This is a genomic window from Xylophilus ampelinus, from assembly GCF_003217575.1.
Taxonomy (GTDB): Bacteria; Pseudomonadota; Gammaproteobacteria; order Burkholderiales; family Burkholderiaceae_C; genus Xylophilus; species Xylophilus ampelinus.
Genome location: NZ_QJTC01000007.1, coordinates 37359 through 53464, shown reverse-complemented (window position 1 = coordinate 53464; position 16106 = coordinate 37359). Strand labels below are relative to the sequence as shown.

Genomic DNA, 16106 nt, shown 5'->3' with positions numbered 1-16106 from the left:
CGGGCGAAGACACGGAGTGCGCAGCCTGGGGGCGAGCTCGGTCAGTCCAGGGTGATCCCCAAGGTCTTCACGTCCTTCTCCCAGCGCGTCAGCTCCTGGTCGATCTGGGCGGTGAAGCGCTTCGGGTCGCTCGTCACCGGCTCCACGCCCTGGGCCGCGAACTGGGCGGCCACCTCGGGCTTGGCGACGATCTTCTTGACCTCCTGCGCCAGCCGCTCGACGATCGCCGGATCGGTGCCGCCGGTGGTGAACAGGCCGTACCACGAGGCGAAGGCATAGCCCGGCACCCCGGCCTCGGCGACCGTGGGCACGTCGGGCAGCGACCTGACCCGCTGCTGCGTGGTCACCGCCAGGATGCGGGTCTGGCCGGTGCGGGCCGACTGGATCGCAGGCGGAATGCCCGAAAAAGTCAGCTCGATCTGGCCGGCGGCCACGTCGGTCAGCGCCTGGCTGTTGCCCTTGTACGGGATGTGGGTGAGCTTCACCCCCGCCTGCTGGGCGAACAGGGCGCCGGCCAGGTGCAGGGTGGAGCCGTTGCCGGACGATCCGTAGTTGATCGAGCCCGGCGCCTTGCGCGCGGCCGCGATCAGTTCCCGGACGTTGGCGTACGGCAACTTGGCATTGATCAGCAGCGCGTTGCCCGACTCGGCCACCAGGCTGACCGCCGCCAGGTCCTTGCGCGGATCGAAGCTGACCTTCTTGGCCAGCACCGGCGCGATGGTGTTGCCGCCGATCGAGCCCAGCAGCAGCGTATAGCCGTTCTTCGGCGCCTTGGCCACCACGTCGCCTGCGATCAGGCCGCCCGCGCCGGCGCGGTTCTCCACCACCACCGGCTGGCCCAGGCTTTGCTGCAGTTCCCGGGCGAGGATGCGCGCCAGGATGTCGTTGCCGCCCCCCGGGGCGAAACCGACGATCATCTTCAGCGGCTGCGACGGCCACGGCTCGGCCGCGAAGACGGGCAAGGACACCGACGCCGCTGCGGCCGACCCCAGCAGCGCAGCGGACACGAACGACAGGCGACGACGGGAGACAGGCATGGTGGAGATTTCCAGTACGGAGACAGCGACGAATGCCGCGCGCCCTGCGGGCAGGCACGGCCCCGCCCCCATTGTTGTGAGCCCGGGCCGCGAGGGAAAGCGATTAATGCTGCATTGCGCGAAGAGAAAATCTCGCCTGTCGGAGCCGGCAGGTTCCCGCGGGAGTACCGCCCATGCTTAGCCAGCGGGTGCTGCAGACCTTCCTGGCCGTGGCCGAGGAGGGCTCCTTCGCCGCGGCGGCCCACCGCGTGGCGCTGACGCCCTCGGCCGTCGGCCTGCAGATGCGCACGCTGGAGGACGAACTCAAGCGCACCCTCTTCACCCGCGACGGCAAGACCGTCGCCCTCAACGCTCAGGGCCGCGCCCTGCTGCCGCTGGCCGAGCGGATGGCCGCGCTGTATGCGCAGATGCTGCGGGCCGACACCGCCGGCGCCACGATGGCCGGCACGGTGCAGCTGGGCGCGGTGGTCTCGGGCCTGGGCCGGCTGGTGCAGGCGACGCTGGACCTGAAGCGGCGGCATCCGGCGCTCGACCTGCACGTGTCCTCCGGCAAGTCCGACCGGCTGATCGCCCAGGTGGAGAGCGGCGACCTGGATGCCGCCGTCGTGGTGCGCGACCCGGTACAGAGCAGCCCGGCCCTGGCCTGGACACCGCTCTACACCGAGCCGCTGGTGCTGCTGGTGCCGGCCGGCACCGCGCCCGGCGGCGTGCGTGCGCTGGTGGAGCGGCACCCCTTCATCCGCTTCAGCCGGGCCGAGCACACCGGTCAGCTGGTCGAGCGCACCCTGCGCCGGCTGCGCGCCCGGCCGCAGGAGTTCCTGGAGCTCAATTCGATCGAGGCGATCGCCGACCTGGTGCGCGACGGCCTGGGCGTGGCGCTGCTGCCGCTGCTCGACGGCCGCGGCTGGCAGGCCGACGCGCGCCTGGGCGTGGTGGAGATTGCGCAGGCGGCCGAAGCCCGCGAGATGGCGCTGGTGCAGCTGCGCACCGCGCCCAAGACCGCGGTGATCGCGGCCATCGCCGAGGGCTTCAGGTCGCGCGGACAGGTGCCGGGCGGCGGCTGACGCGGGGCGTGCCTACAGCCGCGCCCGGTGCCGGTACCGGCGAATATGAAGAAATAATGCCTCCAGCCGGCATGGCGCGCCGATGTTCAGCTATAGAAATAATAGCAACGGCTGCCCGGAACGCAGGGGCCAGCGGCTAGAGCGTGCTATGCACTTTGACGTACCCGCGTTGAACCCAAAGCCCTGTGATCGCAAGGCGCGGGCCGCCGCCAAGGCTCCTGCCTTGGCAAGGGCTGCAACGCCGCGAGCGCGGGGCTTTGGGTTCAACCCTTCGGGAAAGCCGGGGAATGGCCCGGCGGCAAGGCGCAGGACGCGCCGCGGTATCGATACCGCAAGCGGACTGCAACGCGGCAGCCGGGCCATTCCCCGGCTTTCGCGGGCACGTCAAAGTGCATAGCACGCTCTAGCCCTCGAACCGGTAGCTCTCGGCCGTGTGCAGCTCCCACGCGCCGCCGCCCTTCAGCTGCAGCACCTGTGTGTGGTGGCGCAGCACCGCGGCGCGGTGGGCGATGCTGATGAGGGTGCAGCCGTCGGCGCGCAGGCGTTCGTAGAGGGCGGCCTCGTTGGCGCTGTCGAGGGCGCTGGTCGCCTCGTCCAGGATCACCAGGCGCGGTCGGCGCACCAGCACCCGGGCGAATGCCAGGCGCTGCTGCTCGCCCATCGAGAGCAGCTTTTCCCAGTCGTGCACCGCGTCCAGGCCGCCCACCCGGTCGGACAGCTCTTCCAGCCGCACCGCCTTCAGCATGCCGTGCAGCGCGTCGTCGCTCAGCGCCGCTTCGCGGCTGGGGTAGAGCAGCTGGCTGCGCAGGGTGTCGGTCTGCATGTAGGGGCGTTGCGGCAGGAAGAACACGTCCTCGATCGGCAGCTGCTGCACCACACCGGTCCCGGTGCGCCACAGGCCGGCCATCGCCCGCAGGAGCGAACTCTTGCCGCAGCCGCTGGCGCCGGTGATCAGCAGGCCCTCGCCGGGCGCCAGCGCCAGGCTCAGGTCCTTCACCAGCAGGCGGCCGAACTGCGGGGTGTAGAGCGACAGGTTCTCCACCGCCACCGTGTCGCCGGGACGCAGCGCGATCTGGGTAGGGGCCGGCGGGGCGGGCGCCGGGGCCGGCTCGGGCGCGGGCGGCACCGAGGGCCGGGCACGCCGGGCCACCACCGGCACGGCGACCGTGCCTGCCGGCGGCGCCTTGATCACCGCCTGCGACAGCGCATGCAGTCGGCCGATGCCGGCGACGAAGCGGCTCAGGCTCTCGAAGTTGTCGACGATCAGCGAGACGGCACCGAGCACCGCCGCGAAGGCGCCGGCCGCCTGCACCGCGCGGCCCACCTCCAGCTCGCCCGACAGCACCGCGTTGGCCAGGATGATGCTGGGCACCACCAGGGTCAGCTGACTGAAGGCGCGCTGGAACATGTTGAGCGAGCGCTGTTTCTTGATCAGCCGGGCGTAGTTGGCCAGCACCGCGCCCAGGCGGCCGTCGATCTGCGAGCGCTCCTGCGCCTCGCCGCGGTAGAACGCGATCGACTCGGCGTTCTCGCGCAGCCGCATCAGGTTGAAGCGGAAATCCGCCTCGCGCCGGATCTGCAGGAAGTTGAGCCGGATCAGCGGCGCGCCGAACACGTACAGCGCCAGAAAGGTACCCACCACCGCATAGACGGCGAGGAAGGCCACCAGCAGGTGCGAGATGGACCACAGCACCGCGCTGAAGGCCACCAACTGCATCAGCGAGCCCAGAAAGATCAGCAGAAAGTGGATCGACTTCCCGGTGAAGGTGTTGATGTCCTCGCTGATGCGCTGGTCGGGGTTGTCGATGTCGTTGCCGGCACCCAGGTCGTAGTACTTGTGGTCGCGCAGATAGCCGTCGAGAAACCGGCCGGTCAGCCAGCGCCGCCAGTTGTTCGAGAACGCGTCCCGCATGTAGTAATAAAACGCATAGACCGGCACCGCGAAGGCCAGTACCAGCAGTGCCATCCGTACCGCCGACCAGAAACGCTCGCTCTCGCGGCCCGCCAACGCGGACGTCATCTCGCCCGTCTTGTCGATCAGCATCACAGCCAATTGCGTCTCCAGCAGCATCAGCGCGACCAGCAGCGCCAGCAAGGACCAGGCCTTTTTTTTCTGGTCGCCCAGCCAGTAGGGCTCGGCCACCTGCATGAACTGCCGCCAAGCCGCCATCGACAGCGTCGGCGGGCGGTTGCGCAAGCGCTTTTTGCGCGGGATGGGAGACAGCGTTTCGGCCACGGGGACGGAGACAGGCATGGAAGAAGACTCGGGGAACCAAAAGGGGCCGCAGCGGCCAGCCAACGCACCGTAGCCCGCCGGCAGCCGGCTTCGTGTGGGACGGCGCCCCGCGGCCACACGGAAACAGACGCTTCTTGCATTTCGAAAACGCCGTCCGCCCGCAACCTCACCGTCCGCGGACCGGCCCGGAACGCGGAGGTGGAAGTTTCGGCAGTTCTTCTCTCACTCTTCCTATATTCAATAGCAGTAGTAGTAGAGGACGGCAGAAATTGGGGACAACCGGCTTTTCGCGAGCCGTGTCAAGCACTTGCGTCCTGCCGAAGCGTGTGGGCGGAGGAGGTGGAGCTTTCCGGCGCCCATATAACAACTTTCCGTTTCGCGCAGACTCTGTGGACAAATCGAACTTGACATGCGATCGCTCCACAGGCTTGTCCACAAGCACGTGCTGTTGCGTTCGCGCAAGCATGGAAAACCACCTCCGTCGGCCGGCCCCGGCGCTGGCACGGATCGGCAACAACTTGATACGATCCCGTCCGTGCAGTCTCCTTCCAACACCACGGTACCGTCTTTCCCTGCGAGCTTCGCGAGCGGTCGGGTGTTGCGGTTGCAGACCCGGATCGGCATCGCGCTGGGTACGGTGATCGTCGGCGCGTCGGTGGTGCTGTCGGCCGTGCTGGCCGGAATCGCCGAGCGGCGGATGGTGGCACTGAGCGCCAACAACCTCGACGGCCTGGCCGATCAGATGGCGCGGGAGCTGTCCACCGGCATGGACCAGTTCGGCCGCGAGGTGGCCTCCCAGGCCGACCGCAGCCGCTACCGCAGCCCCACCTCCACCCGCGCCTCGATGCGGGCGGCGCTGGAGGATTTCCAGCGCGACAACCCCAAGTACGCCTACGTCAGCGTGATCGACGCGGACACCGGCACCGTCGAGGCGGCCACCGGCGGCATCTTCGAGGGTGGCTCCGTCGTCGGCCGTCCGGTGTTCGAAGAGGGCAAGAAGGGCCTGTTCCTGGGCGACGTGCACAAGGCGGTGCGGCTGGCCGATCTGCTGCCCGCACGCAGCGACGGCGAGCCGCTGCGTTTCCTGGACGTGGCCGCGCCCATTCGCGATGCCGAGGGCCGGGTGGTCCGCGTCTTCGGCACCCACATCGGCTGGGAATGGACGGCGCAGGTTCGCGACAGCGTGCTCGGGCCGGTGGCCGAGCGGCAGGGCGTGGAGATCTTCCTGGTCGATACCGAATCGAAGGTGGTACTGACCGCCACCGACACGGTGCCGGTGGGCACCGCGATGGCCTCGCTGGTGCGGACCACCGGCAAGGCGATCCGCCAGACCGGGTCCGACGGCATCGACTATCTCACCACCACCGCCTCCACCCGGCCGCACGGCAGTTTCGCCGGCTTCGGCTGGCGGGTGGTGGTGCGGCAGCCGTTCTCGGCCACGCTGGATTCGGTGCGCACCCTGCAGTACGGTTTCCTGTCGGGCGGCATGGCGATCGGGCTGCTGGCCGCGGCCCTGGCCTGGTGGCTCACCGGGCGGCTGGTGATGCCGCTGCGCCGCCTGGCCGACGCGGTGGAGCGCGCCGAGCCGGGCCAGCCCTGGGCCGACAGCAGGATCAACGTGCACGAGACCGGCGAGGTGGCCGCGGTCAAGCGCGCCATGGCCCGGTTGGCCGACTCGGCCCGGTCGAGCGCCGATGCCTCCAGCACCAGCGTGCGGCAGTTCCAGGCGCTGGCCCGATCGCTGCCGCAGGTGGTCTGGCAGGCCGACGTGCAGGGCCGGCTGGAATACGTCAACCAGGAATGGATCCGCGCCCACCGGCCGGAGGGCGACTTCGCGCTGGCCGACCTGGCGCTGCGGGCGCATCCGGACGACCGCGCGGCATTCGAGGCGGCCTGGGCGCACAGCTTGGCCACCGGCGAGAACCTGGCCTGCAAATGCCGGCTGGCGCAGACAGAAGGCGGCGTGCCGCGCTGGTTCGACATCCGCGCCCACGCGGTGCCGGGCGCGGACGGCCGCACCCACCGCTGGGTCGGCACGCTGTTCGACATCGACGAGATCGCCAGCCTGGCCGCGGCGACCCACCGCGCGCTGGAGGAAGAGAAAGGCGCCCGCGCCGAATCCGACCGCCTGGCCCGGCTGCGCGACGAGTTCCTGGCCACCGTGTCGCACGAACTGCGCTCGCCGCTCAACGCGATCGCCGGCTGGTCGGAGATCCTCACCCGCAAGAAGACCGACGATCCGATGATCGTCAAGGCGAGCCAGTCGATCCGCCGCAACGCGCGCCAGCAGGCGAGCCTGATCGACGACCTGATGGACATGACCGCGGTGATGGCCGGCAAGATGGTGATCCGCCACGAGCCGGTCGACCTGGCCGCGTCGGCGCAGAACGTGTTCCTGTCGCACATCCACGCCGCGCAGGCCAAGGGCGTGGAGCTGGTCTGCCGCGACGCGTCGCCGGTCTGGGTGATGGGCGAGATGCGGCGGCTGGAGCAGGTCATGTCGAACCTGGTCGGCAACGCGATCAAGTTCACCGACGCGGGCGGCCGGGTGGAGCTGGCGGTGTGCGCCGACGAGGCCGCCGGCCAGGCGGTGGTGCGGGTGCGCGACACCGGCCGCGGCATTGCGGCCGATTTCCTGCCGCACGTCTTCGAGCGGATGCGGCAGGAGGACGGTTCGGTCACCCGCCGCTCGGGCGGCCTGGGCCTGGGCCTGGCGATCGCCCGCGGCATCGTCGAACTGCACGGCGGCGGCATCGCAGCCCACAGCCCGGGAACAGGCCAGGGCGCGACCGTGAGCGCCCGCCTGCCGCTGGCCGATACCGCCGGGCCGGCCGGCGCCGCCAGCACCACTGACGACATCGCCGTGGCCGTCGGTGCCGAGCTGCAGGGCCTGCGGGTGCTGCTGGTCGACGACGAGGCCGATGCCCGCGAGGTGGCCCATGTGGCGCTGGCCGGGTTCGGTGCCGAGGTGCGCGCCGTAGGCTCGGCGGCCGAGGTGCTGCGCATCCTGGAGACCGAGCGCTTCGACGTGCTGGTGTCCGACATCGGCATGCCGGAGATCGATGGCCTGACCCTGATCCGCCGCATCCGCGCGCTGCCCTACGGCACGGCCGAACGGCTGCCGGCGGTGGCCCTCACCGCGTTCTCGATGGAGACGGATGTGCGCGCCGGCAAGGACGCGGGATTCCAGGGCTATGTGGGAAAACCGATCTCGTTGGGCGCTCTGTATGCCGCCATCGTCGGCGTGGTGCGGCCCTGAAAACGGTCCGTGCCAGCAACCCCGCACCGGCGGACGGGTGCCGGCGTTCAGGTAACGAAATGCTGTTCGCAGTACGACAAGAACTCTTCCAACTGACTCGACTTGTCGAAGAACGCATCCGCACCTAGCGCAAGGCAGCGGCGGCGCATGTCGGCGGTGGCGTAGTTGGTCAGCACCACCACGGGTGCCAAAGGCCGCTTGCGCTTGCATTCGGCGATGATCCCCAAACCCGACCCTTGCTTGAGGAAGAGGTCGACGATCACCAGTTGCCACTGGCCGTCGTGACTGCGCAGCCACTCGAGCGCGTCGGTCTGGCCCTCGGCGAACGCGATGACGCTCACACCCGCCAGCTCGGCGAGGGTGGGGATCAGGTTTTTGCGAATGACAGCACTGTCTTCGACAAGGAATGCGGAAATCGGCATGGCGAAAGGGCTAGTGGTCCGAGCATAGGAGCGATGCACGGCCGGGCTGCGACGCAACATGCCCATTACGCGTAGGACGAAACCGGATTGGCTGCGCACTCAGGTCGCGGGATACGGCCGAAGGTGACCGTTGAGGGAGATGAAGCTCGACACCATCAGCATCAGTTCCACGTTGATCTGCTCCGGATCGCGTAGTTCCACGTCTTAGAGCGGCTAACACAACCCTTCTGGCGTCGTTGCCGCACCTTGTCGTACTACTCGTACTGTCTGCGATGCGGCACCTAGCCAGAACCGCTTCGCTGGGTTGTGTTAGCCGCTCTTAATGGCACAGGGTGCCGAGCACCGTGCCCTCGCTGTCCATCAGCGGAACGCCGCAGTAGGTGCGAACCGCGTCGCGGGCCGGATGCGTGACGAGCCGCGGGTCGGCATGGGAATCGGCGGTACTGAAGGGTCGGCCGCTGTCGCGCACCAAAGTGCAGTAGGTTGCCGTTTCCGGCACATCCGGCGCTCTTTCCTCGAACGGGTTGTGCCGATCGACATGCACCGCCGCCGCCGCCCGGCCGTCGTGGAAGCGCCAGACGCCGATGTAGCGGTAGTCGGACAGCATCACCAGCTCGACCAGGGCAGCTCGCAACCCTTGTGCGTCGAACGCCTGGCGGAACGACCGGAAAGCGTCGGCGGTAGAAAGTGCGGTGGTGGGCATCGGCGGATTCTGCCCGATGGCGCCCGGCCGCCCTCGCCGCATGGCGGGCGACGGGGCCGGAAGCCGGTGAACGACGGACCGCAGCGGTCGCTTCGCAGCCGACTGATTTTTTCGCGGCCTCGGGTCGCGGTGTCGGTCTTTTGAAAGCCCCGTTGCAGCTCGTCTGTCGCGGGGCTTTTTGCCGGGTGGGATCGTCTTTTGTGCGCCGGGAGGTCTGGCGCGCGCGGGGTCGGGCTTTGCTTGTTCTCCTCTAATACTTCGATGTCGGATTAGTAGTAGTAGTAAGGGGACGGGGGTTCTGTGGAGAACCTGGTTTTTCGCGTATGCAGCAAGGACTTGCACGGGTGAGAAGCATGTGGAGGCGGGGCTGTTGCCGCGGCGGGGAGATGCGGACAACTTTGGGGGGAGGCGTCGTGCGGCGGATAAGGTGCGGGTTGTGCCGGAACTATCCACAGGGTTGGCTTTTTCGGGCTCGGGCTCGGGCTCGGGCTTTTGCTGGTGGCTCTTGGCCCGGGCTCGGGCGGGCCACGGATGGAGGGCCGGACGTGCGAAGACGCGAATGCTGACGCGGCGCGGCGGATGGCCGAAACGCTTTTTTGCCGCTGCGCTGCGGCTGATCCTGCGGCCGTCGAAGGCGTCGGAGAGTTCGTCCTGCATGGCGATGAGCGCGACGCCGCTCGGAGCCTCGCCCGGGATGAAATCCATCAGCAGGTCGACGTTGCGGCCGGGCCGTTCCGCGCGCTGGCCAGGGCGCCGAACAGCTGCAGGCTGCGCACGCGGCAGCGGCGGCAGAGGTCGGCGATTCGCAAGCGAAAGGCCGATGCCAACGCATGGCGCAATTATCCGAGGCGTGGCGCGTGCAAGCCAGTCGCCTGCGGCCCTTCACCCTTCGTCCGGCACCCGCTTCAGTTCCTCCATCCACACCACCGCCTCCGAATCGCTCGGCGCCCGCCAGTCCCCGCGCGGCGAGAGCGAGCCGCCCGATCCGACCTTGGGGCCGTTGGGCACGCAGCTGCGCTTGAACTGGCTGGTCTTGAAGAAGCGCCACAGGAAGGTGCCCAGGTGCTTCTTGATCTCGGCCAGGGTGTATTGGTTGTGGGCGGGCAGGTCGTCGGGCCAGGTGCCGGTGCGGCGGTCGCCCCAGGCGGTGTGGGCCAGGAAGGCGACCTTGCTGGGGCGGTAGCCGTAGCGCAGGACGTAGTAGAGGTGGAAGTCCTGCAGCTCGTACGGGCCGATGGTGTCCTCGGTCTTCTGGCCGGGCTGGCCCGCTGCGCGGACGGTCGCCGCGGGCACGGTGTCGCCGGCGGGGGCGTTGCCGGCATCGGCCCGGGCGGCATCTGGCCGGTTGCTACTGTTTTGATAGCTATTGGTCGGCGCTGCAGTCCGGCCAGCGGCCGATTTTGCTTGTAAAACATCGGTCATGTCGCCGTGCGGCACCAGCTCGGGGCTGACCTCGGTCAGGGCGATGGCGCGCAGCACGGCGCTGCCGTCGGCGCCCAGGAGGTCCTGCTGGGCGACCCAGCCGACCAGGTGCTTGATCAGCGTCTTGGGCACGCTGGCGTTGACGTTGTAGTGCGACATGTGGTCGCCGACGCCGTAGGTGCACCAGCCCAGCGCCAGCTCGCTCAGATCGCCGGTGCCGGCGACGATGCCGTTGTGAAAATTGGCCAGGCGGAACAGGTGGCTGGTGCGTTCGCCGGCCTGCACGTTCTCGAAGGTGATGTCGTAGACCGGCCGGCCGTCGTGGAACGGATGGCCGATGTCCTGCAGCATCTGGATGCAGCTGGGGCGGATGTCGATCTCGCGCGCGGTGCAGCCGATGGCCGCCATCAGCGCATGCGATTGCGCCAGCGTCCGGCCGCTGGTGGCGAAGCCGGGCATGGTGAAGCCCAGGATGTGGGCGCGCGGCAGCTGCAGCCGGTCCATCGCCCGGGCCAGCACCAGCAGCGCATGGGTCGAATCCAATCCGCCCGACACGCCGATCACCACCTTCTGGATGCCGGTCGCCTCCAGCCGCTGCACCAGCGACTGCACCTGGATGTTGAACACCTCGCGGCAGCGCTCGTCGCGGGTCGCGGCGTTCGAGGGCACGTAGGGGAAGCGCTCCACCCGGCGCTGCAGGCCGGTGGCGTGGTGCGGCAGCGGCAGGTCGAATCCGACGGTGCGAAAACCCTGCAGCGCGCCGCGGTGCTTCTGCACCGAGTCGCCGAAGGTGCCCTGGCGCATCCGCTCGCGCGAGAGGCGCTCCAGGTCGGCGTCGGCGCTGATCAGGTGCGAGGCGTCGGAAAAGCGTTCGCTCTCGGCCAGCAGCTCGCCGCTCTCGTAGATGAGCGCCTGGCCGTCCCAGGCCAGGTCGGTCGTCGATTCCCCGATGCCGGCCGACGAGTACAGGTAGGCCGAGAGGCAGCGCGCCGAGTGCAGCCCCACCAGCTGGTGGCGGTAGACCGCCTTGCCGATGGTGATGTTGCTGGCCGACAGGTTGACCAGCACCGTGGCGCCCGCCAGCGCGGCGTAGCTGCTGGGCGGGATCGGCACCCACACGTCCTCGCAGATCTCGACATGGATCTTCAGCAGCGGCAGCTGCCGCGCCTGGAAGATCAGGTCGGAGCCGAAGGGCACGTCGCCCTGGCCGCAGAGCGCGACGGTGGTGGCGAGCGCGCTGGTGCCCGAGTCGAACTGCCGCGCCTCGTAGAACTCGCCGTAGTTGGGCAGATACGTTTTGGGCTGCACCCCCAGCAGCCGGCCGCCCGCGACCAGGGCCGCGCAGTTGAAGAGCCGGTGCTCCACCCGCAGCGGCAGGCCGACGACGGCGACCGCCGGGATGTCGCGCGACGCGTCGACGACGGCCTGCAGCGCCGCCTCGCAGGCGTCGAGCAGGGCGGCCTGGTGGAACAGGTCGTCGCAGGTATAGGCCGACAGGCCCAGCTCGGGGAAGGCCACCACCACCGCGCCGCCCGCCGCGGCCTCGCGGTAGAGGCGAATGGTTTCGGCCGCGTTGAACACCGGATCGGCCACCCGGTTGCGCGGCACGCCCACCGCCAGGCGGGCGAAGCCGTGGCGGTAGGGGTTGGGGAAGGGGAGCTGGTCGTTCAAGCGGAGGTCCTTGGGAGAAAGGTCGGCCATCAGGCCGAGGCCCGTGGCGGCAGGGCCGCCAGTTGTGTTGCGACGTGGCCGGCCGCTGCGATCAGATCCGCGACCAGGCGCTCGTCGATCTGCAGATTGCCTTCGTATTCACCGAGGTTGCGGATATGGTGGCACTTGTCCAGAACCCGCCACACCTCGGGGCCCAAACCCAGCGTGTGCGGAAGCAACTGAAATACCAGATAGCGGTTGCCCGACCGGTACCCGTGCCACCGCCAAGCCGCCAGGCACAGGGCGTGCGCCGCGTTGTAGGCCAGATCGAAGCGGCTTTCGACCGAGAGGCTCGCTAGGCGTGCGTCGTGCAACCGGGCTTGACCCGAGCGCTGCAGCCCGGCGAACTCTTCAGCGTCGGGCGGTTCGGCCCTCAAAGGTTTGCCGGGGCCGGCCAGGTTGTCAAAGTGCGATGCCATGCTCGTCTCCCATCAGCCAGATTTTCGGCTGCGCCACGATGCGGGTCGCGAAGGAATCACCGTCGCTCAGCCGATTTCGCCACTCTGCTGTGGTGTAGATCTGCGGATTCACGGTGCGCCCCACCGCCTGGGTCACCGGCTCCAGCACATGAAAGCAGTCGGCGTAGCCGAGGGTGTCGCTCACCAGGAGCAGGTCGATATCGCTGGCCGCCGCATCCTGGCGCTTGGCCACAGAACCGAAGACGAAGGCGAGGGCGATCTGGTCGGCCAACGGCGCCAGTGCCTCCTGTAGCGGCGTGGCAAGGCCGAAAGTCTTGCGCACGATGCTGCACAGCTCTTCGAAGATCGGCGCATGGGCATTGGCTTGGTAGTGCCTCTGGTTGCCTACCGGAAGCACGGTAACCAATCCGCTGGCGGTGAGCTTGGCCAGCTCGCGCTGCACGCCGCCGGAGCCTACGCCGGCACGTGCGATCAGTTCGGTCGCATAGAAGCTGCGTTCGGGCTGCCCGAACAACAGACCCAACACGCGGCGCTGCGTGCCCGAAAACAGCACCGTGCCCAGGCTGGCCGTGGCGGCCCGCGCTGTTGTCGTATGAGGGATTTGCGTGGTGCGCGCCATGAAATGCCCATTTTAGGCATGAACCCACCCAAATTGGGTATACGCAACTTTCACGTGATCGCAAAGTACCGCTGCACCACCGTCGGCAGCGCATGCCGTTGCGCCGCCTGCACCTTGGCCAGCAGCGCATGGTGCGCATGCGGCACGCCGAAGCGGGTGCACAGCTGCCGCCGCAGGTGGCCCAGCAGTGCGGCGGCCATCTCCGCATCGGCCAGCGCCCGGTGGGCCCGGCCGGTCGGCGCCAGCCCGTGCAGCGCCGCCAGCGCGCCCAGCTTGTGGGTCTTGGCCTCCGGCGTCAGCCGGCGCGACAGCAGGAGGGTACAGACGAAAGGCTGGGCGGCCGCCACCTCTGCCCGCTCGAGTTCGCTGACCCAGAAGCGCCGGTCGAACGACGCGTTGTGCGCCACCATCGGCGTATCGCCCACGAACCGCGCCGCGTCCGCCATCACCTGCGCCGCCGGCGGCGCCGCAGCCACCATCGCGTTGCTGATGCCGGTGAACGATTCGATGAAGGCCGAGATGCGCACCCCCGCGTTCATCAGGCTCTGGAACCGGTCGACCACTTTGTCGCCCTCCATCAGCACGATCGCGACCTCGGTGGCCCGGTCGCCCATCAGGGGGGAGAGGCCGGTGGTTTCGAAGTCGATGACGGCGGTGCGGGGCATGGAGGGATGGTAGCGAGGGGGTTGCGGGCGTGCAGTGTTTGGGCAGAGAGTCCCCTGTGGAGACCGGCCGCCCTACACTGCCCGCCAGGAGGAAAGGCGATGGGAATGGCAGACCGCGACTACATGCGCGAACGCAGGCCGGCGGATGCCGATTTCCGCCCGCCGCGCCGCCGAGGTGCACCGACGTGGGTCGTGGTGCTGGTCTGCTGCGCTGCCCTGGCGGGGCTGTACCGCGCTGGCGATCAGTACCTTGCCTACCGCGCGGCGCAGGACGACAGCCGGCGCCAGGCGAAAGCTGCCGCTGTGCCCGCCCTGCGCCGGGAACCGCCCAGTGGCAGCCCACCCAGCACCACCGGTCTGACCGCTGCGCCGGACAGATCGGGCAGCGGATCCGGTGCGCCGGTCACCAGCCGCCCCGCTGCTGTCCAGACCTTCAGCAAGTGCGTGGACCCACGGGGCCGCACGGTGTACTCCGACGGCCCGTGCGGCGCTGGAGAACGCGCATCGCGCGTCGAGGTCCGCAGCGATGTCAACGTGGTCGATGCGGAGCCCGTTCCGTTGACGCCGCCGCCACAGGCGCATGCAGGCACGCAGGTCGCCACCACGCCTCGGCCATTTCAGACGCCGCAGTCACCGGCCTACGATCCGCGCGCGGCCTGCACTACGCTCAATCAAGCCATCGCAGGCTACGACGCGCAGGCTCGCCAGGCACACAGCGGGCAAATGCAGGACTGGATCAGTGCGCGCCGGAAAGAAGCGCGCGACGAGCAGTTTCGATTGCGGTGCTGACGCTGTTAAGCAGCTGATCTTTATGCAGTCGTTTCAAAGGCAAAAGTCGTCGCTCGACGAGCAACACATCGCACCTGATCGACCTGCTGTTTGCTGAAACTCGGCAACGCGTGCTGTCGATGTTGCTGCTGCTGCTGCAGCAGCAGACATCCATCTGCGCGAAGGCCCATGGCGGGGTGCGTCGTTCTGGCGTAGTGCTCGCCGAGTGCCATTGCCTAACAGCAGGCTATAGCTAAAAACAGCTCTATTTGACAGCAGTGTTTCCGTGACGGGCTGAGCTGCGTCGTGGCTGGAGCCGAGCAGTTCAAGGTTCTGCAGTTTGCGCCCGAGGTCATCGTCAGCAGCCGACGGTCTAGGTCGCGCTCCAGGCCGAGGACGCGCAGGGCTAGCATGAGGGTTCCCACAGCAATGCTGGCGTCCCCTTTTTCAGACGGCGCAGCGTACAGCGCGAAACACCCATATTCGGTGCCACGGTTCGTGAACCATCCAGAGCCCCCTGATCGGGAGCCCTGCACGCCCAATGTCTTTTCTGCTTCCTTCTGCTAAAGCAAAATTCCCATGCATGCTTCCTTAAAAAGAAGCATACGATCATCATTTGCTTCTTTATAAGAGAGCAAAATTGTGACGATTGCTTCTTTATAAGCTATCATTCTTGGAAAAATCACCAGCCTATAGGCTAGCAATGTCTCCCGAACTAAACCAGCTTCGACTCGATCAACTGCAGTCCACTTTGTCCAGTTACGCGGAATTGGTGAAACGGCAGACCCCGTCGCGGGGATGGCTGAAGCTCATTCGAGAAGCCCTGGGTAGAACGGAGCGCCAGCAGGCTCAGAAGCTGGGCATCTCCGGGGCGACGCTGCACAAGTCCGAGCAGTCCGAAGCAGAGGACCGCATCACGCTGGGGCAACTGCGAAAGCTTGCCGACGGGCTCGACTGCGAGTTGGTCTACGCCCTGGTTCCCCGGCGCCCGCTCACGGAAGTGGTTCAAGAACGCGCCCGCGCCATCGCGATGGAAGAGGTTGGAGGCGTGGCCCACACCATGGGTCTCGAAGACCAGCGCCCCGGCGCAGAACGGCTTCGCAAGCAGGTGGAGCGCAGAACCGAAGAACTGCTTCGCGGCCGCTGGTCAGACCTGTGGCGATAGAAGTCGATGAGCAGAACGGCCAGACCCCACTGGACCCCGACGAGAAGGCCGGGCTGATTCCCGAGCACTTGGCCACCAAAGGCGACCTGAACGACTGGGAGCAGGAAAACATCCTGCGCGCCGTGCGCTGGCTCAAGCGGACGCGCTCCCCGGACGTGCTCAGCGAAGGGTTCTGCCGGACGCTGCACACGAAGATGTTCGACCTGACCTGGTCATGGGCGGGCACGTTCCGCAAGTCGGACAAGAACATCGGCTGCGACTGGACGCAGGTCGCGGTACGGCTCAACACCCTGTTTGGCAACGTGCGCTGGTGGGTCGACAGCGCCACATTCCCGCCCGACGAGATCGCGGCGCGCTTTCACCGCGACCTGGTCTGGATTCACCCCTTCCCCAATGGCAACGGCCGGCATTCACGCATAATGGCCGACGCGTTGCTTCGCAGCCTTGGCCAACCAGCGTTCACTTGGGGCAGCGGCGGCAATCTGGTCGCCGCCAACGAGATGCGGGCCCGCTATTTGGCCGCACTGCGAGCGGCAGACCAAGGCGACCATCAGCTATTGCTTGCGTTCGTCCGCAGCTGAACTCACGTCGCACTTTGGTCAGGCTGAAGCCGTCGT

13 protein-coding genes are annotated in these 16106 nt (G+C 68.0%); 5 read left to right on the top strand and 8 right to left on the bottom strand.

From position 1 onward, the window contains the following. Window positions 1–41: 41 nt before the first annotated feature. Window positions 42–1037, bottom strand: coding sequence for a Bug family tripartite tricarboxylate transporter substrate binding protein (locus DFQ15_RS06530; protein ID WP_110465204.1), 996 nt, complete (start codon window positions 1035–1037; stop codon window positions 42–44). A gap of 173 nt (window positions 1038–1210) precedes the next feature. On the opposite strand from DFQ15_RS06530, the gene DFQ15_RS06525 reads away from it, so the two are divergent. Next, window positions 1211–2101, top strand: coding sequence for a LysR family transcriptional regulator (locus DFQ15_RS06525; RefSeq protein WP_110465203.1), 891 nt, complete (start codon window positions 1211–1213; stop codon window positions 2099–2101). A 403-nt stretch (window positions 2102–2504) separates the two neighbouring features. Here the strand turns inward: DFQ15_RS06525 and DFQ15_RS06520 are convergent, their stop codons facing one another. After that, window positions 2505–4250: an ABC transporter ATP-binding protein/permease gene (locus DFQ15_RS06520; protein WP_158529021.1), complete on the bottom strand. Its 1746-nt coding sequence runs from the start codon at window positions 4248–4250 to the stop codon at window positions 2505–2507. A gap of 622 nt (window positions 4251–4872) precedes the next feature. Here DFQ15_RS06520 and DFQ15_RS06515 point away from each other — a divergent pair. Beyond that, on the top strand, window positions 4873–7596 hold the full coding sequence (locus DFQ15_RS06515; RefSeq protein ID WP_158529016.1) for an ATP-binding protein: 2724 nt from the start codon (window positions 4873–4875) through the stop codon (window positions 7594–7596). A 47-nt stretch (window positions 7597–7643) separates the two neighbouring features. Here the strand turns inward: DFQ15_RS06515 and DFQ15_RS06510 are convergent, their stop codons facing one another. The 6 genes from DFQ15_RS06510 to DFQ15_RS06480 form a co-directional block, all read right to left on the bottom strand. Then, window positions 7644–8018, bottom strand: coding sequence for a response regulator (locus tag DFQ15_RS06510; RefSeq protein WP_110465201.1), 375 nt, complete (start codon window positions 8016–8018; stop codon window positions 7644–7646). 319 nt (window positions 8019–8337) lie between these two features. After that, window positions 8338–8721: a GAF domain-containing protein gene (locus tag DFQ15_RS17390; protein ID WP_158529015.1), complete on the bottom strand. Its 384-nt coding sequence runs from the start codon at window positions 8719–8721 to the stop codon at window positions 8338–8340. Between the two features lie 882 nt (window positions 8722–9603). After that, window positions 9604–11814 (bottom strand): NAD(+) synthase, encoded by a 2211-nt coding sequence (locus DFQ15_RS06495; RefSeq protein WP_233504315.1) that lies wholly within the window; start codon window positions 11812–11814, stop codon window positions 9604–9606. Window positions 11815–11843: 29 nt separating this feature from the next. After that, entirely contained in the window at window positions 11844–12272 is a 429-nt protein-coding gene (locus DFQ15_RS06490) for a hypothetical protein (protein ID WP_110465199.1), read from the bottom strand. After that, window positions 12256–12891 (bottom strand): MarR family transcriptional regulator, encoded by a 636-nt coding sequence (locus tag DFQ15_RS06485; protein ID WP_110465198.1) that lies wholly within the window; start codon window positions 12889–12891, stop codon window positions 12256–12258. Before DFQ15_RS06485 ends, DFQ15_RS06490 begins: the two co-directional genes overlap by 17 nt. 50 nt (window positions 12892–12941) lie before the next feature. Then, window positions 12942–13556, bottom strand: coding sequence for a 3'-5' exonuclease (locus DFQ15_RS06480; protein WP_110465197.1), 615 nt, complete (start codon window positions 13554–13556; stop codon window positions 12942–12944). Between the two features lie 99 nt (window positions 13557–13655). Between DFQ15_RS06480 and DFQ15_RS06475 the strand changes: the two genes are divergently transcribed. The 3 genes from DFQ15_RS06475 to DFQ15_RS06465 all read left to right on the top strand — a co-directional run bounded on the left by DFQ15_RS06475 (window position 13656) and on the right by DFQ15_RS06465 (window position 16070). After that, window positions 13656–14345: a DUF4124 domain-containing protein gene (locus DFQ15_RS06475; protein WP_146228665.1), complete on the top strand. Its 690-nt coding sequence runs from the start codon at window positions 13656–13658 to the stop codon at window positions 14343–14345. A gap of 682 nt (window positions 14346–15027) precedes the next feature. Then, window positions 15028–15489 (top strand): mobile mystery protein A, encoded by a 462-nt coding sequence (locus tag DFQ15_RS06470; RefSeq protein WP_110465195.1) that lies wholly within the window; start codon window positions 15028–15030, stop codon window positions 15487–15489. Next, on the top strand, window positions 15480–16070 hold the full coding sequence (locus DFQ15_RS06465) for a mobile mystery protein B (RefSeq protein WP_110465194.1): 591 nt from the start codon (window positions 15480–15482) through the stop codon (window positions 16068–16070). The genes DFQ15_RS06470 and DFQ15_RS06465 overlap by 10 nt, the downstream gene beginning before the upstream one ends. The last annotated feature ends 36 nt before the right edge of the window (window positions 16071–16106 follow it).

Bases quoted from the DNA above. Each gene is read 5' to 3' on its own strand.
- DFQ15_RS06530 (WP_110465204.1), bottom strand. From the start codon at position 1,037: ATGCCTGTCTCCCGTCGTCGCCTGTCGTTCGTGTCCGCTGCGCTGCTG.
- DFQ15_RS06525 (WP_110465203.1), top strand. From the start codon at position 1,211: ATGCTTAGCCAGCGGGTGCTGCAGACCTTCCTGGCCGTGGCCGAGGAG.
- DFQ15_RS06520 (WP_158529021.1), bottom strand. From the start codon at position 4,250: ATGCAGGTGGCCGAGCCCTACTGGCTGGGCGACCAGAAAAAAAAGGCC.
- DFQ15_RS06510 (WP_110465201.1), bottom strand. From the start codon at position 8,018: ATGCCGATTTCCGCATTCCTTGTCGAAGACAGTGCTGTCATTCGCAAA.
- DFQ15_RS17390 (WP_158529015.1), bottom strand. From the start codon at position 8,721: ATGCCCACCACCGCACTTTCTACCGCCGACGCTTTCCGGTCGTTCCGC.
- DFQ15_RS06490 (WP_110465199.1), bottom strand. From the start codon at position 12,272: ATGGCATCGCACTTTGACAACCTGGCCGGCCCCGGCAAACCTTTGAGG.
- DFQ15_RS06485 (WP_110465198.1), bottom strand. From the start codon at position 12,891: ATGGCGCGCACCACGCAAATCCCTCATACGACAACAGCGCGGGCCGCC.
- DFQ15_RS06480 (WP_110465197.1), bottom strand. From the start codon at position 13,556: ATGCCCCGCACCGCCGTCATCGACTTCGAAACCACCGGCCTCTCCCCC.
- DFQ15_RS06475 (WP_146228665.1), top strand. From the start codon at position 13,656: ATGGGAATGGCAGACCGCGACTACATGCGCGAACGCAGGCCGGCGGAT.
- DFQ15_RS06470 (WP_110465195.1), top strand. From the start codon at position 15,028: ATGTCTCCCGAACTAAACCAGCTTCGACTCGATCAACTGCAGTCCACT.